At 63.1% G+C, this 20,389-nt stretch carries 25 protein-coding genes; 14 read left to right on the forward strand and 11 right to left on the reverse strand.

Going from position 1 to position 20,389, the window contains the following annotated elements; genetic code table 11:
* Nucleotides 1-144 precede the first annotated feature (144 nt).
* On the forward strand, nucleotides 145-711 hold the full coding sequence (locus tag EOJ32_RS09815; RefSeq protein ID WP_127898440.1) for an N-acetylmuramoyl-L-alanine amidase: 567 nt from the start codon (nucleotides 145-147) through the stop codon (nucleotides 709-711).
* Between the two features lie 2 nt (nucleotides 712-713).
* Complete coding sequence (locus EOJ32_RS09820; RefSeq protein WP_127898441.1) at nucleotides 714-1,091, forward strand: hypothetical protein; 378 nt, start codon at nucleotides 714-716, stop codon at nucleotides 1,089-1,091.
* Between the two features lie 43 nt (nucleotides 1,092-1,134).
* Here EOJ32_RS09820 and EOJ32_RS09825 read toward each other — a convergent pair whose 3' ends face one another.
* The 3 genes from EOJ32_RS09825 to EOJ32_RS09835 form a co-directional block, all read right to left on the reverse strand.
* A complete protein-coding gene (locus tag EOJ32_RS09825; RefSeq protein WP_127897300.1) occupies nucleotides 1,135-2,700 on the reverse strand; it encodes an IS66 family transposase in 1,566 nt (521 codons plus the stop codon).
* 69 nt (nucleotides 2,701-2,769) lie between these two features.
* A complete protein-coding gene (gene tnpB / locus EOJ32_RS09830) occupies nucleotides 2,770-3,126 on the reverse strand; it encodes an IS66 family insertion sequence element accessory protein TnpB (RefSeq protein ID WP_071209476.1) in 357 nt (118 codons plus the stop codon).
* Nucleotides 3,123-3,542: a transposase gene (locus EOJ32_RS09835; RefSeq protein WP_205963144.1), complete on the reverse strand. Its 420-nt coding sequence runs from the start codon at nucleotides 3,540-3,542 to the stop codon at nucleotides 3,123-3,125. Before EOJ32_RS09835 ends, tnpB begins: the two co-directional genes overlap by 4 nt.
* Before the next feature lie 144 nt (nucleotides 3,543-3,686).
* Here EOJ32_RS09835 and EOJ32_RS09840 point away from each other — a divergent pair, with 144 nt between their 5' ends.
* The 7 genes from EOJ32_RS09840 (at nucleotide 3,687) to EOJ32_RS09865 (ending at nucleotide 7,911) form a co-directional block, all read left to right on the forward strand.
* On the forward strand, nucleotides 3,687-3,902 hold the full coding sequence (locus EOJ32_RS09840; protein ID WP_127898442.1) for a hypothetical protein: 216 nt from the start codon (nucleotides 3,687-3,689) through the stop codon (nucleotides 3,900-3,902).
* Entirely contained in the window at nucleotides 3,899-4,096 is a 198-nt protein-coding gene (locus tag EOJ32_RS09845; RefSeq protein ID WP_127898443.1) for a hypothetical protein, read from the forward strand. The genes EOJ32_RS09840 and EOJ32_RS09845 overlap by 4 nt, the downstream gene beginning before the upstream one ends.
* Before the next feature lie 329 nt (nucleotides 4,097-4,425).
* On the forward strand, nucleotides 4,426-5,637 hold the full coding sequence (locus EOJ32_RS20130; protein WP_164871424.1) for an ATP-binding protein: 1,212 nt from the start codon (nucleotides 4,426-4,428) through the stop codon (nucleotides 5,635-5,637).
* Nucleotides 5,630-5,962 carry an STAS-like domain-containing protein gene (locus EOJ32_RS09850; protein ID WP_164871425.1) on the forward strand — a complete coding sequence of 111 codons (333 nt, stop codon included), beginning with the start codon at nucleotides 5,630-5,632 and terminating at the stop codon, nucleotides 5,960-5,962. Before EOJ32_RS20130 ends, EOJ32_RS09850 begins: the two co-directional genes overlap by 8 nt.
* A 136-nt stretch (nucleotides 5,963-6,098) precedes the next feature.
* Nucleotides 6,099-6,434, forward strand: coding sequence for a hypothetical protein (locus EOJ32_RS09855; RefSeq protein WP_164871426.1), 336 nt, complete (start codon nucleotides 6,099-6,101; stop codon nucleotides 6,432-6,434).
* Nucleotides 6,435-6,809: 375 nt separating this feature from the next.
* Nucleotides 6,810-7,241, forward strand: a complete 432-nt coding sequence (locus EOJ32_RS09860; protein ID WP_045980861.1) for a YqjD family protein — start codon at nucleotides 6,810-6,812, stop codon at nucleotides 7,239-7,241.
* A 10-nt stretch (nucleotides 7,242-7,251) separates the two neighbouring features.
* The gene (locus EOJ32_RS09865; RefSeq protein ID WP_127898446.1) at nucleotides 7,252-7,911 is read left to right on the forward strand and encodes a hypothetical protein; all 660 of its coding nucleotides are present in this window, start codon (nucleotides 7,252-7,254) and stop codon (nucleotides 7,909-7,911) included.
* Between the two features lie 36 nt (nucleotides 7,912-7,947).
* On the opposite strand, the gene grxD is transcribed toward EOJ32_RS09865, so the two are convergent.
* The 3 genes from grxD to EOJ32_RS20135 form a co-directional block, all read right to left on the reverse strand.
* Nucleotides 7,948-8,310 carry a Grx4 family monothiol glutaredoxin gene (gene grxD, locus EOJ32_RS09870; RefSeq protein ID WP_127898447.1) on the reverse strand — a complete coding sequence of 121 codons (363 nt, stop codon included), beginning with the start codon at nucleotides 8,308-8,310 and terminating at the stop codon, nucleotides 7,948-7,950.
* 32 nt (nucleotides 8,311-8,342) lie between these two features.
* On the reverse strand, nucleotides 8,343-8,585 hold the full coding sequence (locus EOJ32_RS09875; RefSeq protein WP_045999221.1) for a BolA/IbaG family iron-sulfur metabolism protein: 243 nt from the start codon (nucleotides 8,583-8,585) through the stop codon (nucleotides 8,343-8,345).
* A 119-nt stretch (nucleotides 8,586-8,704) separates the two neighbouring features.
* Nucleotides 8,705-8,872 (reverse strand): hypothetical protein, encoded by a 168-nt coding sequence (locus EOJ32_RS20135; RefSeq protein ID WP_164871427.1) that lies wholly within the window; start codon nucleotides 8,870-8,872, stop codon nucleotides 8,705-8,707.
* A gap of 222 nt (nucleotides 8,873-9,094) precedes the next feature.
* On the opposite strand from EOJ32_RS20135, the gene EOJ32_RS09880 reads away from it, so the two are divergent.
* From EOJ32_RS09880 to EOJ32_RS09890, 3 genes are all read left to right on the forward strand, one after another.
* Complete coding sequence (locus EOJ32_RS09880; protein ID WP_127898448.1) at nucleotides 9,095-9,649, forward strand: thioredoxin family protein; 555 nt, start codon at nucleotides 9,095-9,097, stop codon at nucleotides 9,647-9,649.
* A complete protein-coding gene (gene gph / locus EOJ32_RS09885) occupies nucleotides 9,646-10,323 on the forward strand; it encodes a phosphoglycolate phosphatase (protein WP_164871428.1) in 678 nt (225 codons plus the stop codon). The genes EOJ32_RS09880 and gph overlap by 4 nt, the downstream gene beginning before the upstream one ends.
* 66 nt (nucleotides 10,324-10,389) lie before the next feature.
* Entirely contained in the window at nucleotides 10,390-10,821 is a 432-nt protein-coding gene (locus EOJ32_RS09890; RefSeq protein WP_337960259.1) for a TIGR01244 family sulfur transferase, read from the forward strand.
* A gap of 38 nt (nucleotides 10,822-10,859) precedes the next feature.
* Here EOJ32_RS09890 and EOJ32_RS09895 read toward each other — a convergent pair whose 3' ends face one another.
* The 5 genes from EOJ32_RS09895 to EOJ32_RS09915 all read right to left on the reverse strand — a co-directional run bounded on the left by EOJ32_RS09895 (nucleotide 10,860) and on the right by EOJ32_RS09915 (nucleotide 16,656).
* The gene (locus tag EOJ32_RS09895; RefSeq protein WP_240542398.1) at nucleotides 10,860-11,204 is read right to left on the reverse strand and encodes an arsenate reductase family protein; all 345 of its coding nucleotides are present in this window, start codon (nucleotides 11,202-11,204) and stop codon (nucleotides 10,860-10,862) included.
* A gap of 145 nt (nucleotides 11,205-11,349) precedes the next feature.
* Complete coding sequence (locus EOJ32_RS09900; protein ID WP_045999217.1) at nucleotides 11,350-12,654, reverse strand: DUF3422 family protein; 1,305 nt, start codon at nucleotides 12,652-12,654, stop codon at nucleotides 11,350-11,352.
* A gap of 123 nt (nucleotides 12,655-12,777) precedes the next feature.
* Nucleotides 12,778-14,220 (reverse strand): NAD(P)(+) transhydrogenase (Re/Si-specific) subunit beta, encoded by a 1,443-nt coding sequence (locus EOJ32_RS09905; protein WP_127898449.1) that lies wholly within the window; start codon nucleotides 14,218-14,220, stop codon nucleotides 12,778-12,780.
* 12 nt (nucleotides 14,221-14,232) lie between these two features.
* A complete protein-coding gene (locus tag EOJ32_RS09910) occupies nucleotides 14,233-15,807 on the reverse strand; it encodes a Re/Si-specific NAD(P)(+) transhydrogenase subunit alpha (protein ID WP_127898450.1) in 1,575 nt (524 codons plus the stop codon).
* Between the two features lie 195 nt (nucleotides 15,808-16,002).
* On the reverse strand, nucleotides 16,003-16,656 hold the full coding sequence (locus EOJ32_RS09915) for a hypothetical protein (RefSeq protein WP_127898451.1): 654 nt from the start codon (nucleotides 16,654-16,656) through the stop codon (nucleotides 16,003-16,005).
* Nucleotides 16,657-16,838: 182 nt separating this feature from the next.
* Between EOJ32_RS09915 and pepN the strand changes: the two genes are divergently transcribed.
* Nucleotides 16,839-19,412: an aminopeptidase N gene (pepN, locus tag EOJ32_RS09920; RefSeq protein ID WP_127898452.1), complete on the forward strand. Its 2,574-nt coding sequence runs from the start codon at nucleotides 16,839-16,841 to the stop codon at nucleotides 19,410-19,412.
* Nucleotides 19,413-19,422: 10 nt separating this feature from the next.
* Nucleotides 19,423-20,334, forward strand: coding sequence for a 1-acyl-sn-glycerol-3-phosphate acyltransferase (locus tag EOJ32_RS09925; RefSeq protein WP_240542399.1), 912 nt, complete (start codon nucleotides 19,423-19,425; stop codon nucleotides 20,332-20,334).
* The last annotated feature ends 55 nt before the right edge of the window (nucleotides 20,335-20,389 follow it).

The raw sequence follows: 20,389 nt of genomic DNA on the forward strand, positions 1-20,389 counted from the left end.
CGGGCAAGACAGGGACCGCCTGACCGAACGACAACGAATAAGCACGTTTCGGCTACGCGCACATTAATCGCCCGCAAATGAAAGCCAAGCTCGCCCGCCCTTACCGGCGGGCTTTTTCATGTCCATGCCTACGAGGAGGCAGCCATGCCGCACTTCCCCATCAAGTACATCGTGCTGCACTACAGCGCGACCTATCCCGACCAAGATTACGGCGTGGCCGACATCCGCAAGATGCACCTCGCCCGCGGGTTCAACGATGTCGGCTATCACTACGTGATCCGGCGCAGCGGCGCCGTTGAGAAGGGCAGGGTGGATACCACCGTTGGCGCGCACGTCGCGGGCCACAACACGGGCAGCCTGGGCATCTGCTGCATCGGCGGCATCGAGGGGACGACCGGCCCGAACGTCGGCGTCGACAACCGCACCCAGGCGCAGAAAGCCGCGACGGTGAAGCTGGTCCGCGAGCTGCTGGCCAAGCATCCCAGTGCACAGGTCGTCGGACACCGCGATCTGGGTGCAACGCAATGCCCCGGCTTTGACGTGCGCACCTGGTGGGCCGCGGCCAACGGCCGGCCGCCTGTCGTGGACAGCATCCCGGCGAAGCCCCTGCCGTCCCCATCTGCACATGTCACCACCGGCCCTGCAAAGGGTGCCATCTACATCCTCGCTGCGCTGGCTGCTACCGCGCTGGCCTATTTCGGAGTGAAATGACCATGAACCCGATGATGCTCTTCAAGGCTTTCCGCGACCTTAATGCGCTGGTCGATCAGGCGAATGCTCTGGCCGGATCGGATCGCCGCTGGTCGAACGCCTTCATGAACCGGAGCTTCATTGCCCTGGTCATTGCAACGGTCGCGCAGGTCGCGCTTGCGTTCGGTTTCCCGCTGCCCTTCCCGGTGGATCTGGCGGCCGAGACTGTCTACGCGATCATCACGTTGGTCGCGCTGCTGTGGGCGTTCATCGAACGTAAGTTCGGTAAGACGCGTGCCATCTGGAACAGAAAGCAGGGCCGGGAGGCCTTGACGGAGGCCGATGCACTGACTGCAGCGCTGAACAAGGTGCCCGGGGTATCCGCACAGCCGCCCGGCTGAACCAGAAAGTCTTGCGTAGAGTTGTAAGCGCGACGTCGCGGCCCTATGCGGTGAGGCTTGACGGCTGTGCGTGCCGCCAGGGCATGAGGTCTTCGATGCGGGATTTGGGGTGTCCGTCGAGGATGGCGCGGAGGGTGTCGGCGAGATAGTCGACGGGGTTCACGCCGGCCATTTTGCAGGTGGCGACGAGCGAGGCGAGCATGGCCCAGTTCTCGGCGCCGACCTCGTTGCCGGCGAAGAGGGCGTTCTTGCGGGTCAGCGCGATCGGACGGATCTGGTTTTCGACCGGGTTGGTGTCGAGCTCGAGGGTGCCGTCGTCGAGGAAGCGGATCAGGCCGGGCCAATGCGCGAGGGTATAGCGGATATCCTCGGCCAGAAGGGATTTCTGCGGGATGCGCGACAGCTGAGTTCCAAGCCAGGGCTTGAGCGCGGCGATGATCGGGGCGGCCTGGGCGCTCCGGACGGCGAGACGGTCGGCGGGAGCCTGGCCGCGCACGGTCTTCTCGATCTGATACAGCAATGCGATCTGGCGCAGCATCTCCTCGGCGATGGGCGAGCCCTCGCTTTCAAAGCGCTTCACGAAGCGACGGCGGACATGGGTCCAGCAATTGACCAACTGCCACGGCCCCTCATCGCGCGTGATCTCGGTCAGCGCGTTGTAGGACTGGTAGGCGTCACATTGCAGGAACCGGCCGCGGTATCCGGCGAGGAACTTTAGCGGATGCTCCCGTCCTCGGCCGGGGGCGTAGTGGAACAGCACGATGGGCGGACCGACACCGCCATGGCCGCGATCGTCGGACACGACGGCCCAGAAGTAGCCGCTCTTGGTAGCCTTCCGGCCCGGATCGAGCACCGGCGCGCGGGTCTCGTCCACGAAGATCCGGTCGGCGCTGCGCAGATGAGCCTTCATGTGGTCGATGACAGGCATCAGGTGGAAGCAGGCGCGCCCCGTCCAGTTGCCGAGTGTGCCACGGTCGAGGTGGAGACCTTGCCGCTCGAAGATCCCCGCTTGGCGGTAGAACGGAAGGTGGTCGCCGAACTTCGAGACGATGATCCACGCGATCAGCCGTTCGGTCGGCAGCCCGCCAGGGACGACATGCTCAGGGGCATGCGCCTGCACGACGGCCTGCGAGCAGCGGCGACAGGCGTATCTCGGGCGCCGCGTCACCAGCACCTGGAACTGCGCCGGGATTACGTCGAGCCGCTCGGATATATCTTCCCCGATCCGGGCCATCTCACCGCAGCCGCAGGGGCATTGGATGCTGGCGGGCTCGATCACGCGCTCGACCCTGGGCAGGTGCGCCGGCAGATGCCCGCGGTTGCGCGCGGGCTTGCGAGGTTCTTCCCCGCGCGTTTGGGCAAGCGCGGCCTCTGCCTTTTCCTGCGCGGCCGCGAGGACGCCTTGGGCCAGTTCGGCATCCTCGAGCGGCAGATTGAACTGGTCGGGTGACAGCTTCTCGGAACTCTTGCCGAAGCGCTCGCGCTGCGATGCCCGCAGGATGCCCTCCAGCCGACGATTGGCCTCCTGCACCTCCACGAGCGCCGCCTCGACCTCGGTCAGGCGGGCCTTCAGATGAGCGTTCTCACGGCTGAGGGCATCGGCATCCATGCCTCGGAGTGAATCACGCAAACGCGGTTCTGGCTAGCAAAAACAGGGAATTCCCGTGCGTCCGCCCGCTCACCCTGCGACCAGCGGACGCCGCGCCCGTTCCGGCCGCACCAGCCGCCAATCCAACCCTTCGAACAGAGCCGCCAGCTGCGCCGAGGAGATCCGCATCACTCCGTCCCGCATCTGCGGCCAGACGAACTTGCCTCCCTCAAGGCGCTTGTGAACGAGCACCATTCCGGTCTGATCCCAAACCAGCAGCTTGATCCTGTCCGCCCGTTTCGAGCGGAAGACGAAGACCGCCCCACAGAATGGATCGAGCCCGGACATCTCCTGCACCGCCAGCGCGAGGCCATCGATCCCCTTGCGGAAGTCCACCGGGCGCGTCGCCACATAGACCTTTGTTGGCCCTCCCTGACCGAGCATCATGATGTCGCCGTCCGCGCCGCCCGGATGGACCTGGTCAGCAGGATCTCATCGGCGTCGGCCCCGACGCGGATCACGACATCGCCGACAACGATCTCCACGCCGGTGGCGACCTCCGTCTCTGCCGGCATCGCCGCTGCGGGACCCTCGACGACCAACTCTGCAAACATCGGCAGGGCCGCCACGCTCTCGGGCACGACAAGCTGCCCCGTCCGCAACTTCTTCCGCCAGTCGTAGACCTGCCAGCGCGTCGTCCCGTGCTGCCGCGCGACATCCGTTACCGAGGCCCCCGGCACCAGGCTCTCCGCAGCGACCCGCGCCCGCTCCGCCTTCGTGCGCCGCCGACGCCCGCTCGGCCCCTCGATCACCTCTAGCCGAGAAACCCTGCCGTCCCCTGGGCCGTCCAAATGGACGCCCACTTTGCCGTCTCGTTCCAAACCAACACCTCCAACGCTCATGCGTACAGAAAATGGCCCGGTCAGATCAGAAGCGGCAGGAGGGGGGCCGCGTCGCGCTTACGTAGAGTTCTCCTTTCGTTCTAATCGAACCGGAAGGAGACAGCTATGCCCCGCCATCGTATTCACGAGCCGATCTTCCCGGAGAACCGGGCACTCTACATCATCTGGTGCGAGGAGTGGCAGGGTGATCGGTACTCGCTGGCGGCCGGGAACCTGAGAGCGATGCTGGCAGCCTGGGACGCGATGGCCGATTACTCACCGCGCGATCAGCTCCTCCTTCAGTTCGGCAGCCGGGTTCTCCGGTTGAGAGAGCCGAGATGAGCGCGCACTGGACCCGCAAGATCACCTTCGAGGGTGATGCCAATGATTGGATCGTTCCTCGTGATGGACCAGTTGCAGGCCGCTTATATACGGATGAGGCGCTGAACGGCCTTTCCGTAACGAAGCAGTTACGGTTCAACATTCGGCCTAACCATATCAGGGCGAGCTCAAGCGAGTTAAAAGCACTGAACTAGGTTAGGGAAGGGGTGTCAACGTAGGCAGCGCATCCGCTTCGTTCAGAGAAGTGAGTCTACCGTGCTGGACAGCTTCGTAGCCAGTGATAGACGACTGACGCGCGACCGCCCTGTGCGTTTCCAACATGACCATTGCTTGCTTACTCCGACCGTTGCAGAGTTCAGTTCATGGTTGGATATGTACTGACTAGCGCTTGATGATCTGCGATTGGGAGCAAAAATGTCCATTCGTGACGGCTGCGTAGAGGTGCGATAAACGGTGTTGCGTAACCCAAACATCGGGCATACCTCAGTTTACCCGGTAAAATGCGAAGCGGAGCTGCGACCTGATGAAAAAGTTAGACCTACGCCGCCGCAGATGGCTCAGGACCCGTGCTAGCAACCAGTTTCGTCGCCGACGAGATAAGCGGGTGCCGATTTCAGGGGTTAAGACAGGTCCTCACGAGGTCGAACTTTGGACCGCCGAGGGGATCAAGAAGGCATTTAGCCTTCGTCCAGCCACTATGCCGCCGGCGTGCCTCTGCTTTGATCAAAATGCAGATGATACGCTTGAATTTTTTGAAAACCTGCGGCGGCGTAGTCCGCTGCTTGCGGGGTCTAAAAAGACCGGAGACGATGCATGGTATGTGAAGAGACGGTACGGCGATCCGTCTAAGGGCGAGCTAAGACGCATTCTAGGATATATAGATTTCAGCGGTATCAGCTACCTGTCTACTGCAGCCGCTGTTGTTTTGACAGCCGACTATATGCGTTTGGCGAAACTGGGAGCCTCGGTTCCCCCGGCAGTGAATATAGACGAGTGGTCAACACCTGTCTTTCGTAAGCTTTTTGAGATAGGCTTCTTTAGCGTTGTGGGCATGACCGAAGAAATGGGGGCTTATTACTCTGAAAGGGATGGGGGCAGGATTCGTGTTCTTCCAATCATGACTGGGACAAACGCTGCAGAGCTTGGCGAAATTGCGGAAAGACTTCAGGATATGCCGCGATTCATCCAAGAGGGTAGTAACGGTCTGAGTGAAGATGTTGAGCTGGCACTTAACAGCGCGCTCGGTGAGGCTATGATCAACGTTGCAGAACATGCATATAGTGAAGGGTATCGCTTTCTATATAAGCATGTAGGTAGATGGTGGGTGACGGCCGAAGCTAACCGGGAAAATCATACGATCACTGTAATAATATATGATCAAGGCGCAACTATCCCCGTAACTTTGCCTCGCCGAATGTTATGGCATTCCATAAGGCAGTATGCCACCCAAATGCTTGGCCTTCCTGATGGGCCAGAGTTTAAGCTCGATGGAGCATATATTGAAGGTGCCATGCGGCTAGGAACCAGCAGCACCGGTGAAAATAACCGTGGTTATGGATTGCCGCAAATGAAGGATGTAGTGGATGTATGTGGTGCGGGATCCATTAAAGTCTTCAGTCGCGGAGGAATGTGCAAATATGATAGCTCAGGCTATACAAACTTCTCATACCCAAACTCCATCGGCGGGACGCTCATTGAATGGACTATCGAACTCCCGGGAGCGAGTAGTGCGTAAAATCCGAATTGCTGATTTCTCAGCTTATCCTGCTGGACGCTCTGACGCTACTGGGCCCTACAATGGGAGTAAATTCCGTGAAGAAATACTTCTGCGTGAGCTCCGAAAAGCAGAAGCGGATGGCCAAAAGCTCATTGTGGTTTTTGATGGCCTAAAATCAGTCGGGTCGTCATTCCTGGAAGAGGCGTTTGGTGGACTCGTTGCTAATAATTCATATTCCGCATCACAACTTAAAAAATTAATGATTTTTGAAGCGGAGTCGCCGTCTCTTCAAAGATATATTCGTGCTGTAGAGCGTTATATCAGTAAAGCTAGACCGAAATAAGAGGCATATCATTTCTGAATCGGTAGCCTCAGCTATCTTAGGAGGTCTCGCGGGAGCACTTGTCGGGGCTCTTGCAACATTTTTTACGCAGGTCTGGTTTTCGCGAACTGGTCGTGATGTGGAAACAATAAATAGTTTGATATTAGAGATCAGTGCTCTCGAAGTTGCCGCTGTCGATTTTTGGAGTCGCTCAGCAGAAAACTTACAGCGTGCGGAGGAACTAAGAGTAAGAATTCTTGCGCTATTCGCTGCAACGGGGGAATATGAAGGTTTTATCGCTGCAAAACTAACCAGTCAAAAGCATAATTACTTAGAGCGTGATGGAGCTCTGTATGATGCTGTAACCGGAGGTAGCTTCGAAGAAGACGAACGGGTTTCGGAACGGCAACGCGCAATTGATGCTGCACGAATATCCGCGCAGATGCGGACAATATTACGAAATCAAGCTAAAGCCTTGTACGGCGCTCACTAAACCATGAGCTGGAGCTATCGCTGAGATTGGCAATGTGACTTTATTCTTCGTTCGCGGTCACGATAAAGGACTAAACTTGGCATGGTGCAAGCCCCGCGATGACCGTCACGAAAGAGTAGGGCGCACGTCTCAACATTCTTCTTTAGTTCTCCCTTTGTCCAACGGTGCTCTCAGCATAATCCTAAGAGAATACAAGACCTTATGTTCGGATTCAAAATCCGTTTCAGCAATGAGTGCCGGTTCGAGTCCGGCCGCCCCTACCACGCCCTTTCGCGTTCAGTACCGGCAAAGATTTTGCTGCAGTGCGGGAACAATCCAGACCCTGTGACGGTTTGTCCATCGACGGTGACAAGACGCCGATGAAAGGACATTACCATGGCACATAACCCCACTGCTGACGACATCAAACGCGACGCCCGTTCGGCTGCAAACGAAGCCCACGGCGACCTGAAGGATGGTGCCCGCAAGATCGCGGACGACGTCCGTGACACCGCGCGCGAACTGTCCGACAATTCGGGTGCGGCACGCCTGAAAGAGCGTGGCGCAGCACTGGCCGATGATGCCGTCGAAACGGGCAAGTACTATGCCGAGCGTGCCCGTGAGACCGGTCAGGAATACGCCGACCGTGCGCGTCTTGAAGCAGAGCGCCTGTACGAAGCAGGCCAGCAGAAGGCGACCGAAGTCGCACATTATGCCGAAGAGCGTTATGACGAAGTGTCCGAGATGGTTCGCCGCAACCCGGCGCAGGCCTTGGGTATCGCAGCCGGTGTCGGCTTCCTGGTCGGTCTGCTGATCTCGCGTCGCTGAGGTCGGGCATATGTTCGATTTCGCCCGACGCGTTCAGGAAGCTGTCGGCGACACGGTCCGGCGCACGGCCATGAAGGCGGTCGCCGGAATGGTCGGGCTGATGGCTGGCGGGTTCTTGACAGCTGCCCTGTGGTCGTGGCTTGCCAACGATCTGGATTGGGGCTCGGCTTTGGCGTCGTTGACCATCGGCGCAGGTTTGATCCTGCTGATGATCATCCTTCTGGCCATGTCGGCAACGCGCAAGCACACCATGCCGACAACCGATGATCTGAAACGTGAGGTTGAAGCTCGGGTTTCTTTGGCGACCGATGCGGCGGCGACGCGCGCGCGGGCGGAAGCGACGCGAATTGTCGAACTGGCCGAAGCGAAGGCACATTCGCTGATGGATCAGGCTGGCTCTCGCGCGACCAAACTTGCTTCTGATGCCGAAGAAAAGCTGTTCGGCAGCGTCCGCAATACCGCTCGAGCTGCGGGTCTGACGTCTTCCAACGTTACTGCTGCAAAGCAGTCGTTCCAAAACGGCGCGCATCAGTTACGCCAAGCGACCGACAGCAATGCTGGAACGATGACCAAGTTGGTTGGAGCGTTCGCTGTCGGTGTCACGTTGGCCGCAGCAATGCAGGAACGTCGACACGACAGGATGGATTACGATCCCGACGACATGATGTGAAAAAGGGCGCCTCGGCGCCCTTTTTTTTGTTCCAGATCAGGCATTTGCCTCGCGGATCTTGTTGGCTGCATCCTTGTCGAACGCGACGCCCTTTTTTTCCAGCAGCTGATCAAGTTCTCCTGACAATGTCATCTCGGTGATGATGTCGCAGCCACCTACGAACTCACCCTTGACGTAAAGCTGGGGAATGGTGGGCCAGTCGGAGAAATCCTTGATCCCTTGGCGAATGTTAGCGTCCGATAATACGTTCACGCCCTCGTAGGGCACGCCCATATAGTTCAGAACGCCGGCAACTCTGCTCGAAAAGCCGCATTGGGGCATCTCGGGCGTGCCTTTCATGAACAGGACCACGTCGTTGCGGTCGATCATGTCCTGGATGCGCGTGTTCGCGTCGCTCATATGGCAATCCTTGTAATGGGGCAGGGGGCGCGTCAGTCGGGCGCCTTGGTGGTCAGGGCAAGCGCATGCAACTCTCCGGCAGGGCCGTCCATCTTGCCCTGAAGGGCGGCATAGACGGCGCGCTGTTGCTGCACGCGGTTCAGCCCGCGAAAGCTTTCGTCGATAACTTCGGCGGCATAGTGGTTTCCATCACCGGCCAGATCAGTGATCGTGATCTTTGCCTGGGGAAAAGAGACCCGCAGAAGGGCCTCGATATCATGCGCTTCCATGGCCATGGGCGGATCCTTGTCTTTGTCACACATGATGTAGGGGATGCCGGCAAAGGCTGCAAGACCGGCACGAAAACGGCCGCGTTCCAGAGAAACGCGGCCGCCACGATTACTCTTATCAAGGGTTACTGCGTCGCGCTGACCGCACCCACGGTTCCGCCGACAACCGCGCCGGCCGGACCCGCCACGGCCGCACCGCCAAGACCGCCGGTCGCAGCGCGCTCGCCAACCGTCGTCCCGCATGCCGAAAGCGCCAGCATCGCGCCGCACAGTCCTAAAGCCACATATTTCATGATGAATGTCCTTCGATGTCAGGTTCTGTCAAACAGACGCAAACCAAGGGTCACAGGTTCCGGGATTGCCGTAGAAAGGCGATCGAAAGGAGGGGGAAGCGTTTTGATGATAATCTGTATTATGTACCATAAAAGTCTTTCTGGTTAGCCTTTCATCCTTTTCACCACTTGTCCCTATGGCACGTATCTTTCAAGGTTCTGGAAAATGGATCGGAGGATCACATGGCCGTATCGCCACCCGTCTGCGATTTCGATGCGCCTTGGCACGACTTTGCGCTGCGCGATACGGAAGGAAACGTCGTCACGCTTTCGCAGGTCGCCGGATCGCGCGGGACGCTGGTGATGTTCATCTGCAACCATTGCCCCTATGTCAGGTCGATCCTGGACCGCATCATCCGCGATGCGCATGCGCTGATGGACCACGGCATCGGCGTCGTTGCCATATCTTCGAACGACGTCGCGGCCTATCCGGAGGATAGCCCGGCGCATATGAGAGACTTGGCGCAGCGGAACGGTTTTCGCTTTCCCTACCTGTATGATGCGTATCAGTCGGTCGCACGGGCCTATGGCGCCGAATGCACGCCCGACTTTTTTGGCTATTCCGCCGACGGTCGGCTGCAGTATCGCGGTCGACTGGATGCCTCGACCCGCACGGCGGCGGCGACGGACGCCCGCCGCGACCTTTATCTGGCCATGGTGCAGATCGCGGAAACCGGGCAAGGTCCGCGCGATCAGGTCGCATCAATGGGATGCTCGATCAAATGGAAGGCCGCATGACCATGGACAGACCCTGCCCGATCGTATTCGACTTGGACGGCACGCTGATCGACAGCGCGCCCGACATCCATGCCTGCGTGAACGCGGTCCTGCGCCAGCATCAGATCGCACCGCTGCCCTTGGCGCGGGTGCGCAGCTTCATCGGTGGCGGGGTCGAGCTGCTGTGGACCCGGATCATCGCCGCCTGCGGTATCGAGCCGGTGCATCGGCCCGCGCTGATCGCGGCCTTCATGGCGCGCTATCATGATGCCACGGCGCTGACGCGTCTGTTTCCGGGCGTGATCGAGGCTGTGGGACGGCTGGCCGATGCGGGTCATCCCCTGGGCATCTGCACCAACAAGCCGATGGGACCGACGCGCAGCGTGCTGCAACATTTCGCGTTGGATCGTCTGTTCCCTGTCGTTGTCGGAGGGGACAGCCTGCCGCAGCGCAAGCCCGACCCCGCGCCCTTGCGCCTGGCACTGCAGATGCTGGGCGTGGAAGGGAATGCACCCCGTGCGCTCTATGTGGGTGACAGTGAATTTGACGCCAATTGCGCGGCGGCGGTGCCGGTGCCGTTCCTGATCTATTCGGGCGGCTATCGCATGACGGCCATCGCCGATCTGCCGCATCACGCGGCCTTCGATCGCTTTGACGATCTGCCGGGTCTGGTGGATCAGGCGATGGCGCTCTAGGCAGCCGGCTTGACAACCGTCGACGAAAGACGCCACTTCGGGGCGGACCCGTGCACGAAAGGCCCCATGATGGATCTGCGCCAAATCAGCCCCAACCTCGCCGTCTCTCCGCAGATCCTGCCTGAGGATGTCCCGGCCTTGGCCGATGCGGGGTTCAAGGTCCTGGTCAACAACCGCCCCGACGAGGAGGTCGAGGCCGAGATCGATCACGATGCGATGGCACAGGCGGCAGAGGCTGCCGGAATGCGCTATCATTACCTGCCGTTCCACCCGGGCCAGATCACGCCGCAGCTGATCGCGGATTTTGGGACGGCGACCGTGGGACAGGGGCCGGTGATCGCATATTGTCGGTCCGGCAACCGCAGCACGGTCCTCTGGGCTCTGACGCAGGCCGGGCGCATGCCCGAGGATGAGATCCTGAAGACGGCCGACGCCGCCGGGTACGACCTCAGCGGCGTGCGGCCGCTGATCGCCTCGCTGGCCAGCCGCAAGGGATAGACCGGGCAGGGCAATGCCCCCTGCCCTGCCCCGTGTCGTCAGGCAGGTACGCCAAATGACCGCTTGACATTTGCAGTCCAACCAAGTCCGGAAAGATCATCGGCGCGAATCGCCGGGCGCTTCATCACGCTCGGCTTTTCGCCCATCATGGCGACCGGATCTGCCGCGCGCTCGTCCTCGGACATGCCGCGCCATGTCAGGCTTGCGCGGTTGATGATCTTGTCACCGAACTGCGCGACAAGGGCTGCACGCTCGTCAGCGGACAGCGGCTCCTTCTGGACATCGCGAAACTGTACCGTCCATCCGTTGTCCTGCAGGTCGGCCTGCGCCTTCTGGCAGGTCGAACAATGGGCAAGGCCGTACATCGTCAGCGTCTTGGACATGGATACCTCGTCAGATCAGGGGAACGAAGGGCACGCCGCAGGCGGTCAGGGTCAGGGTTGCCAGCAGGGCAAGGGTCAGGCGCATCGGTCGTGGTCCTTCATGGGTCAGGCCTGATGTATCGCCCCCCGCAGCAGGTGCCACAAGTCACAAATCGTCGCTGCCGGGGTCGTGGAACTGCGCGCGCACCCGGCGCATCGCCCACCAGACGCCAAGCACCGTCAGGGGCGTCAGCACGGCGACGACCAGCGTCTTGTCCAGCCCCGCGCGCCCCGCCAGCGGCGCCAGCGCATAGCTCAGCAGGCCCACCGCGTAATAGCTGATGGCGACGACCGACAGCCCCTCGACCGTGTGCTGCAGCCGCAGCTGCATGTCGGCGCGGCGGTCCATGCGGTGCATGATCTTCTGGTTCTGGGCGCTACGTTCCACGTCGACACGCGTGCGCAGCAGCTCGGCCGCGCGGGCTGTGCGTTCAAGCATCGTGGCCAGCCGCCGTTCCGCCGATTTCGCCGTGCGCATGGCCGGCTGGTACCGCCTGCGCATGAATTCGGTCAGCATCTGGCGGTCCAGAAACCGCGTCTCCCGCAGGGCGGCGATCCGGTCATGCACGATCGCCTCATAGGCGCTGTTGGCGCCGAACCGGAAGGAATGCAGGACGGCCTGCGCCTCCAGCTGGGTCGAGACCGCCAGCAGGTCATGCAGCAGCTGTTCCGCGGGCTGCGCGTCGTCGGTCATCGATTCCAGGATCGCGGTCAGGCGCGGCTCCAGCTCGTTCAGGCGGTTGCCCAGACCGCGCGCGCGCCCAAGGCCCAGCATCGACATGGCGCGATAGGTCTCCAGCTCGACCAGGCGATGCACCAGGCGCCCGATGCGGCCGTCCGACGTGCCGGGCCGCACGAAGATCGCGAACCGCATCCAGCCATCCGCATCGATGCGGAAATCACCCGCGACCATCGCGGTCTCGTCCAGCACCCAGATCGCGGCCAGGCTGTCGCGCGCGAACCAGCCGTCGATGCGGGCCAGCGCCTCGGCCGGGTCATCGGGCAGCAGGTCGACCTGGATCATCACCGCCGCGACGCGCTTGCCCGGCGCGGCGTGCTGCCAGGCATCGGGAAAGATCGCCGCCGCCGACGGGTCGAACGGACGGATCGGAAGACCCGGCGTCATCGCCATATAGGTCACGAACTCGGTGTGGCTCTCCCATTTCAGTTCGTGACGGCCAAGCTGGCCCTGATAGTGGCTGTCATCGGGATCGGGGCGTGGACCGCCATGGCGGCTGACCAGCTCGCCCAGATGCGCCAGATCCTGCGCCCGGTCGCGGTTGGCGGCGTCGCGCGGTTCCTTGAACGCCACGAAGACCGCGGTCGCCGGCGCGGTGATCCGCGGCGAGGGCCGGGCATGCAGTTCGTTGACCAGCGCATAGCGCAGGGGATGTTCTGTGGCCGGGTTCATCTGCCGCTCCTGAAGACGGGGCAACGGCCCCTGCCCCATTTCAAGACCACCGCGACAGGCGGCACAAGTGGGAACGCCCGCCGGCTGCGAACCGGCGGGCGTCCGTGGCACGATTGCGCCGGATCAGTCGATCATGGGCAGCAGCTTGTTGATGCTGTCCTTGGCGTCGCCATAGAACATCCGGGTGTTCTCCTTGAAGAACAGCGGGTTCTCGATGCCGCTATAGCCGGTGCCCTGCCCGCGCTTGGACACGAAGACCTGCTTGGCGCGCCACACCTCCAGCACCGGCATGCCGGCGATGGGGCTGTTCGGATCGTCTTGGGCTGCGGGGTTCACGATGTCATTCGACCCGATGATGATGACGACGTCGGTCGAGGGGAAATCCTCGTTGATCTCGTCCATCTCCAGCACGATGTCATAGGGGACCTTGGCCTCGGCCAGCAGCACGTTCATGTGGCCCGGCAGACGCCCCGCGACGGGGTGGATGGCAAAACGCACCGTCTTGCCCACCGCGCGCAGCTTGCGCGTCAGTTCGCTGACTGCGCCCTGCGCCTGCGCCACTGCCATGCCATAGCCCGGCACGATCACGACGCTGTCCGCCTCGTTCAGCGCGGATGCCACGCCGTCCGCATCGATGGCGATCTGCTCGCCCTCGATCTCGGCTGCGGGGCCGGTCTCTCCGCCGAAACCGCCCAGGATCACGCTGACGAAGTTCCGGTTCATCGCCTTGCACATGATGTAGGACAGGATCGCGCCCGACGATCCGACCAGCGCGCCCGTCACGATCAGCAGATCGTTCGACAGGGTAAAGCCGATCATCGCCGCCGCCCAACCGGAATAGCTGTTCAGCATCGACACCACGACCGGCATGTCCGCGCCGCCGATGCCCATGATCAGGTGATAGCCGATGAAGAACGCCAGCAGCGTCACCAGGATCAGCCAGAACACTGCCGGACCGACGCCGGTGAAATACAGCACCCCGATCAGCAGCGACAGCGCCAGCGCGCCCGCATTCAGCATGTGGCCGCCCGGCAGCTTCTTGGGCTTGCCGTCGACGCGGCCCGCCAGCTTGCCGAAGGCCACGACCGACCCGGTGAAGGTCACCGCGCCGATGAAGATGCCCAGGAAGACCTCGATCTTCAGCATGGCGATCTCGGGGGCGGTCTTGTGGGCCAGCAGGGCCGCAAAACCGGTCAGTTCGGCCTCGAACCCTTCGGCACGCAGGCGCAGGACGCGCGACAGTTCGATCTGGGCATTGAAGCCGACAAAGACCGCAGCCAGACCGACCAGCGAATGCATCGCCGCGACCAGCTGGGGCATCTCGGTCATCTGCACGCGCTTGGCGACCAGCCAGCCGCCGGTGCCGCCGATGGCGATCATGATCAGCGACAGCAGCCAGTTGCCTGCGCCCGGCCCGAACAGCGTCGCCACGACCGCAAGGCCCATGCCGACGATGCCGTACCAGATCGCGCGCTTGGCGCTTTCCTGTCCCGACAGCCCGCCAAGCGACAGGATGAACAGGACCGAGGCGACCACATAGGCCGCAGTGGTGAATCCGTATTCCATTGTCCCGACCCCTTACGACTTCTGGAACATGGCAAGCATGCGCCGGGTGACCATGAAGCCACCAAAGATGTTGACCGATGCCATCAGCACGGCCAGCGCGCCCAGGATCACGACCCAGGCCGATCCCGACCCGATCTGCATCAGCGCGCCCAGGATGATGATCGAACTGATCGCATTCGTGATGGCCATCAGCGGCGTGTGCAGCGAATGCGCCACGTTCCAGATCACCCGGAAGCCCACGAAACAGGCCAGCACGAAGACGATGAAATGCGACATGAAGCTGGCGGGCGCGATCAGTCCGATCAGCAGCACGACCAGACCACCGCCCAGCAGAAGCTTGATCTGGCTGGCGGTCTCGGCCTTGAAGGCCGCGGCGTCGGCGGCGCGGCGTTCGTCGGGGGTCAGCTCCTTCTTCTTCTCCTTGGGCTTCTGCGCGGCAATGGCGGCGACCTTGGGCGGCGGGGGCGGCCAGGTGACGTCGTGGTCATGCACGACCGTCGCACCGCGGATGACGTCGTCCTCCATGTTGTGGACGATGACGCCATCCTTCTTGGGCGTCAGGTCGGCCACGAAATGGCGGATGTTGTTGCCGTACAGCTCGGAGGCCTGCGCGCCCATGCGCGACGGAAAGTCGGTATAGCCGACGATGACCACGCCGTTGTCGGTGACGATGCGTTCGTCCGGCACGGTCAGGTCGCAGTTGCCGCCCTTTTCGGCCGCCAGATCGATGATGACGCTGCCCTGCTTCATCATGGCCACCATGTCGGCGGTCCACAGCTTGGGCGCGTCGCGTCCGGGGATCAGCGCCGTGGTGATGACGATGTCCATCTGGGGCGCCAGCTCGCGGAACCGGGCCAGCTGCTTCTCGCGGAACTCGGGGCTCGACGGCGCGGCATAACCGCCGGTGGCGGCGCCGTCCTGCGCGGGCGCGTCGAAGTCCAGATAGACGAACTCGGCACCCATCGATTCGATCTGTTCGGCCACTTCGGGGCGCACGTCAAAGGCATGGACCTGCGCGCCAAGGCTGACCGAGGTGCCGATGGCCGCAAGACCCGCAACCCCTGCCCCCACGACCAGCACCTTGGCCGGCGGAACCTTGCCTGCCGCCGTCACCTGTCCGGTGAAGAAGCGGCCGAAGTTGTTCGCCGCCTCGATGACGGCGCGATAGCCTGCGATGTTGGCCATCGACGACAGCGCGTCCATCTTCTGCGCGCGGCTGATGCGCGGCACCATGTCCATGGCGATCGCGGTGATGCCCTGGTCTTTGGCCTGCGCCAGCAGTTCGGCGTTCTGCGCCGGATAGAAGAACGAGATCAGAGTCTGCCCCGCCTTCATCTGGCCGATCTCGGCTGTGGTCGGCTGGCGTACCTTGGCCACCACGTCCACCGCATCGATCAGCTCCGCCGCGGTCTGGCAGACTGTCACGCCGGCACTGCGATAGTCGTCGTCAGCGAAACCTGCGCGCGCGCCCGCGCCGCTTTCCACGAACACGTCATGTCCCAGCTTGCCCAGATGCGCGGCGGTGGATGGCGTGATCGCCACCCGCGCCTCGCCCTCGAAGCTTTCCCTCGTTGCGCCAATCTTCATGGCTCTGATGCCCCCCGGTCTGGTGATCTTTCGTCGCAAACGTCATAGCATCGCGAAATATTGTTTCACAAGGCTGCGCTGTCGCGACCGGCTCGGAAAGACCATTGCGGCGGCTTGGGAACAACCGGTCCAGCGCATGTGAAAACGGCCCGGATGCGGATGCATCCGGGCCGTTCCGTGACCTGACCGGTCGGATCAGTTGGCCGGGGCCGGCGTCGTGGTGGTCGCCGGCGCGGTGGTCGCAGGCGGCGCAGGGGTGGTCGCGGGTTCTTCGACGCTGACGGCGTCGTCAACAGCGTCAGCCGCACTGTCTGCTGCCTCTGCTGCGGCATCCGCTGCGTTCGATGCGGCCTCGCCTGCACCGTCAACGGCGTTGTCGATCGCGGTGCCGGCTGCGTCGGCTGCGTTGCCTGCAGCTTCGACCGCGCTGTCAGCAGCGGCGCCGGCGGCATCGGCGGCGTCGTCGGCTGCACTGGCGGCACCGGCGGCGGCATCATCGGCGGCCTCGGACGCGCTCTCGGCTGCAGCCTCTGCTTCGGCTGCCGCGTTGTCGGCAGCGGCTTCGGCCTCGGAGGCCGCAGCATCGACTTCGGGTTCTTCGACAACGGCAGGGGCCGTGGTCGTCTCGGGGGCGGGTTCGGTGGTCGTCACGGTGGTGGTGTCACCTTCGACGACGGTCGTGTCGTCAGCCATGAAACGCTGCAGCACGAAATAGGCCAGCGCCAGCGCCAGCAGGACACCGATGATCAGCGGCAGCGCGGACGACTTGCGCTCCACCGGCTCGACATAGGTTTCCTTGGGGGTGGTGCCGGGTTTCACGCGGTTCGGATCGTTGGGATCATAGCTCATGCAGGTCTCCGATTCAGACTGTATTTTGACCGGGTTAGGTCGCGAAGCTGTGGCGTGTGACCGTTCGGCTGTCAACCGCCAACGCCCGACGCCACGCCTTGCGAGCCGGCGTTCAGGCGATTAACACCGACTAAAGGCCGGGGTTCCGCTTGCGGCCGCATTTTTACGAAAGGCCGCTGACCATGTCCGTCGAGAAACCGCAGCCTGTCCAGCACCTTGCCGATTACCGTCCCTGGCCGTTCACCCTGTCACAGACCCGGCTGGACGTGACCCTGGCCCCGCGCGACACGGTCGTTCTGACCGAACTGGACCTGGAACCGTCGGACCAGCCGGTCGATCTGGTGCTGGATGGCGGCGCGGGGCTGCGGTTGCAGTCGCTGCGCATCGACGGGCTGACCGTGGACCCGGCCCACGTCCTTCGCGACGACGAGACGCTGACCATCCGCGCCGCCGCCCTGCCCCGCGTGCCCTTCACGCTGGCGACCGACGTGCGCATCGATCCGCAGGACAACACCGCCTTCGAGGGCCTGTATCTGTCGGGCGGCATCTTCTGCACCCAGTGCGAGGCCGAGGGGTTTCGCCACATCACCTTCTATCCCGACCGCCCGGACGTGATGACCACGTTCCGCGTGACGCTGCGCAGCGACCTGGCGGTGCTGCTGTCGAATGGCAACCCCGTGCGCGCCCAGGACGGGGTCGCGGAATGGAACGATCCCTGGCCCAAGCCTGCCTATCTGTTCGCGCTGGTAGCGGGCGATCTGGTGGCGGTCAGCGACAGCTTTACCACCCGGTCGGGGCGCGCGGTCGATCTGAACGTCTGGGTCCGTCCCGGCGATCAGGACCGCGCGGGCTTTGCGATGGAGAGCCTGATCAAGTCGATGCGCTGGGACGAGGACGTCTATGGCCGCGAATATGACCTGGACGTCTTTAACATCGTCGCAGTCGACGATTTCAATATGGGCGCCATGGAAAACAAGGGGTTGAACATCTTCAACTCGAAACTGGTGCTGGCATCTCCGGATACCGCGACCGATGGCGACTACGAGCGGATCGAGGCGGTGATCGCGCATGAGTATTTCCACAACTGGACCGGCAACCGCATCACCTGCCGCGACTGGTTCCAGCTGTGCCTCAAGGAAGGGCTGACGGTCTTTCGCGACCAGCAGTTCACCAGCGACCTGCGCTCGGCCGCGGTCAAGCGGATCGAGGATGTGCAGACCCTGCGCGCGCGGCAGTTCCGCGAGGATCAGGGTCCGCTGGCCCATCCCCCGCGTCCCGACCGGTACGAGGAGATCAACAACTTCTATACCGCGACGGTCTATGAGAAAGGCGCCGAGGTCATCGGCATGCTGAAGCGGCTGGTCGGCGACGACGGTTATGCCCGCGCGCTGGACCTGTACTTCGACCGTCACGACGGCGATGCCGCCACCATCGAGGATTGGCTGAAGGTCTTCGAGGATGCCACCGGCCGTGACCTTGCCCAGTTCAAGCGCTGGTACACCGACGCCGGGACCCCTGTCCTGACCCTGCAGGAAACCTGGCAGGACGGCACGCTGACGCTGGACTTCGCGCAGCAGACGCCGCCCACTCCCGGCCAACCCGACAAGCCCGCCCGCGTCATTCCGATCGCGGTCGGCCTGATCGGCCCGAACGGCGACGAGGTCGCGCCGACCCGCGTCCTGGAGATGACCGAAGATCGGCAAAGCTTCAGCTTCGAAGGTCTGGGCGCACGGCCCGTCGCCTCGGTCCTGCGCGGGTTCTCGGCCCCCGTGATGCTGCAGCGGCAGATGGACGATGCGACGCGGGCCTTCCTGCTGGCCCATGACACCGACCCCTTTGCCCGGTGGGAGGCGGGGCGCGAACTGGCCCTGTCCGCCTTGACCCAGCTGGCGCGCGGAGAGGATGCGGGCGGCGACTACATCACCGCAATCGGCGCGCTGGCCGGCGATGCCGGGGCCGATCCGGCATTCCGTGCGCTGTGCCTGAACCTGCCCGGCGAGGAGGAGATCGCGACCCGTCTGGCCGCCACCGGCACCACGCCCGACCCCGATGCGATCCACCAGGCGCGTGCGGGGCTGGCCCGCCGCATTGCCATGGCGCATCAGGATCTGCTGGCAGAACTGTACGACACGATGACCGTGCCGGGCGCCTATTCCCCCGATGCGGACGCGGCTGCGCGCCGGTCGCTGCGCATCGCGGCGCTGGGGTTGCTGGGGCGGATCGACGGCGGCGACCGGGCCGAGGTGCTGTTCGGCATCGCGGGCAACATGACCGAACGCATGGCCGCACTGGCCGTGCTGCTGCGCCTTGGCCGCGGCGACAGCGCGTTGCGGATGCTGCACGACGAGTTCGCCGACAACCGGTTGGTCATGGACAAATGGTTCGGCATCCAGGTCATGGCCGCGCCCCCGTCTTACACCGTCGCCATCGCGGAACGGCTGGCCGCGCGCCCCGATTTCGACTGGAAGAATCCTAACCGCTTTCGCGCGCTGCTGGGCGGTCTGGCGGCGAACCATGCGGGGTTTCACGCGGCCGACGGGTCGGGCTATGCATTCACGGCGAATTGGCTGATGCGCATGGATGCGGTCAATCCCCAGATCGCCGCGCGCATGTCCACCGCGTTCGAGACATGGCCCCGCTATGACGCCGCGCGCCGCGATCACGCGCGCAATGCATTGGAACGGATCGCATCTCTCGCGGGTTTGAGCCGCAATACACGCGAGATGGTCTCGCGCATGATCGCTGCGGGACGCTGAGGGGGACGCGATGGGCAAGCATGAGGAGGCCCGCGCCGAGATGCAGGCGCGCCTGGACCCGCTGATCGCGGAGCGGGCGCCTTGGCTGTTTTCCGGACGTCCCCGCGACCGCGTGGCGCGGTGGGCGATGATGCATCTTCTGCGCTATCCCCGCACCGTCGATTTGGGTGCCGAGTTTCGCGACCTGCCCCCGGCCGAGATCTTCCGCCGGATGAGCGACCTGATCGTCCGCGATCTGCAGGTCGAAGGGTTGGAGCATATCCCTGCCACCGGCCCTGCCCTGATCGTGGCCAACCATCCCACCGGCATCGCAGATGGGATCTTCCTGAATGCGGTGATCTCGCAGCTGCGCGACGACGTGTTCATCTATGCCAACCACGACATGATCCGCGTCTTGCCGCAGATGATCGACATGATCGCCCCCGTCGAATGGCGGGTCGAAAAGCGCAGCCATGCCAAGACCCGCGCGACGATGGACTATACCCGCGACGCGATTGCGGCGGGCCGGATCGGCCTGATATTTCCGTCGGGCCGCCTTGCCAAGCGCACCGGCCTGACCCTGAACGAGCGTCCTTGGATGGCAAGCGCCGCAATGATCGCCCGCAAGTTCGATCTGCCGGTGATCCCGCTGCGCATCCGTGCGCGCAATTCCGCGCTGTTCTATTTGTTCGACAAGATCCATCCGACGCTGCGCGACGTGACGCTGTTCAACGAGGTGCTGAACAAGACCGGCCAACCCTATCGCGTGACCATCGGCGCACCGATCATGCCCGCGGATCTGCCGCGCAGCAGCGACGAGGCGATCCTGGCGTTGCGGCAGGCCGTCCTGTCCCTGCCCACGCCGGGCAGCACCGCGATCCGCCTAACCCGCAGCCGCGGCGTCGCCCGCCTGACCGGAGCACGGCGCCCCGTCGGCGGCTGATTGCGTCCCGCGACGGCCTGGGGGCCAGCCCCCCGGACCCCCCGCCCGGTGCCTG

The organism is Paracoccus sp. Arc7-R13, assembly GCF_004010775.1.
Taxonomy (GTDB): Bacteria; Pseudomonadota; Alphaproteobacteria; order Rhodobacterales; family Rhodobacteraceae; genus Paracoccus; species Paracoccus marcusii.

Excerpts from the sequence above, each read along its gene's own strand:
- EOJ32_RS09815 (WP_127898440.1), top strand. The coding sequence starts at position 145 with ATGCCGCACTTCCCCATCAAGTACATCGTGCTGCACTACAGCGCGACC.
- EOJ32_RS09820 (WP_127898441.1), top strand. The coding sequence starts at position 714 with ATGAACCCGATGATGCTCTTCAAGGCTTTCCGCGACCTTAATGCGCTG.
- EOJ32_RS09825 (WP_127897300.1), bottom strand. The coding sequence starts at position 2,700 with ATGGATGCCGATGCCCTCAGCCGTGAGAACGCTCATCTGAAGGCCCGC.
- tnpB (WP_071209476.1), bottom strand. The coding sequence starts at position 3,126 with ATGATGCTCGGTCAGGGAGGGCCAACAAAGGTCTATGTGGCGACGCGC.
- EOJ32_RS09840 (WP_127898442.1), top strand. The coding sequence starts at position 3,687 with ATGCCCCGCCATCGTATTCACGAGCCGATCTTCCCGGAGAACCGGGCA.
- EOJ32_RS09845 (WP_127898443.1), top strand. The coding sequence starts at position 3,899 with ATGAGCGCGCACTGGACCCGCAAGATCACCTTCGAGGGTGATGCCAAT.
- EOJ32_RS20130 (WP_164871424.1), top strand. The coding sequence starts at position 4,426 with ATGAAAAAGTTAGACCTACGCCGCCGCAGATGGCTCAGGACCCGTGCT.
- EOJ32_RS09860 (WP_045980861.1), top strand. The coding sequence starts at position 6,810 with ATGGCACATAACCCCACTGCTGACGACATCAAACGCGACGCCCGTTCG.
- EOJ32_RS09865 (WP_127898446.1), top strand. The coding sequence starts at position 7,252 with ATGTTCGATTTCGCCCGACGCGTTCAGGAAGCTGTCGGCGACACGGTC.
- grxD (WP_127898447.1), bottom strand. The coding sequence starts at position 8,310 with ATGAGCGACGCGAACACGCGCATCCAGGACATGATCGACCGCAACGAC.
- EOJ32_RS09875 (WP_045999221.1), bottom strand. The coding sequence starts at position 8,585 with ATGGCCATGGAAGCGCATGATATCGAGGCCCTTCTGCGGGTCTCTTTT.
- EOJ32_RS20135 (WP_164871427.1), bottom strand. The coding sequence starts at position 8,872 with ATGAAATATGTGGCTTTAGGACTGTGCGGCGCGATGCTGGCGCTTTCG.
- EOJ32_RS09880 (WP_127898448.1), top strand. The coding sequence starts at position 9,095 with ATGGCCGTATCGCCACCCGTCTGCGATTTCGATGCGCCTTGGCACGAC.
- gph (WP_164871428.1), top strand. The coding sequence starts at position 9,646 with ATGACCATGGACAGACCCTGCCCGATCGTATTCGACTTGGACGGCACG.
- EOJ32_RS09890 (WP_337960259.1), top strand. The coding sequence starts at position 10,390 with ATGATGGATCTGCGCCAAATCAGCCCCAACCTCGCCGTCTCTCCGCAG.
- EOJ32_RS09895 (WP_240542398.1), bottom strand. The coding sequence starts at position 11,204 with ATGTCCAAGACGCTGACGATGTACGGCCTTGCCCATTGTTCGACCTGC.
- EOJ32_RS09900 (WP_045999217.1), bottom strand. The coding sequence starts at position 12,654 with ATGAACCCGGCCACAGAACATCCCCTGCGCTATGCGCTGGTCAACGAA.
- EOJ32_RS09905 (WP_127898449.1), bottom strand. The coding sequence starts at position 14,220 with ATGGAATACGGATTCACCACTGCGGCCTATGTGGTCGCCTCGGTCCTG.
- EOJ32_RS09910 (WP_127898450.1), bottom strand. The coding sequence starts at position 15,807 with ATGAAGATTGGCGCAACGAGGGAAAGCTTCGAGGGCGAGGCGCGGGTG.
- EOJ32_RS09915 (WP_127898451.1), bottom strand. The coding sequence starts at position 16,656 with ATGAGCTATGATCCCAACGATCCGAACCGCGTGAAACCCGGCACCACC.
- pepN (WP_127898452.1), top strand. The coding sequence starts at position 16,839 with ATGTCCGTCGAGAAACCGCAGCCTGTCCAGCACCTTGCCGATTACCGT.
- EOJ32_RS09925 (WP_240542399.1), top strand. The coding sequence starts at position 19,423 with ATGGGCAAGCATGAGGAGGCCCGCGCCGAGATGCAGGCGCGCCTGGAC.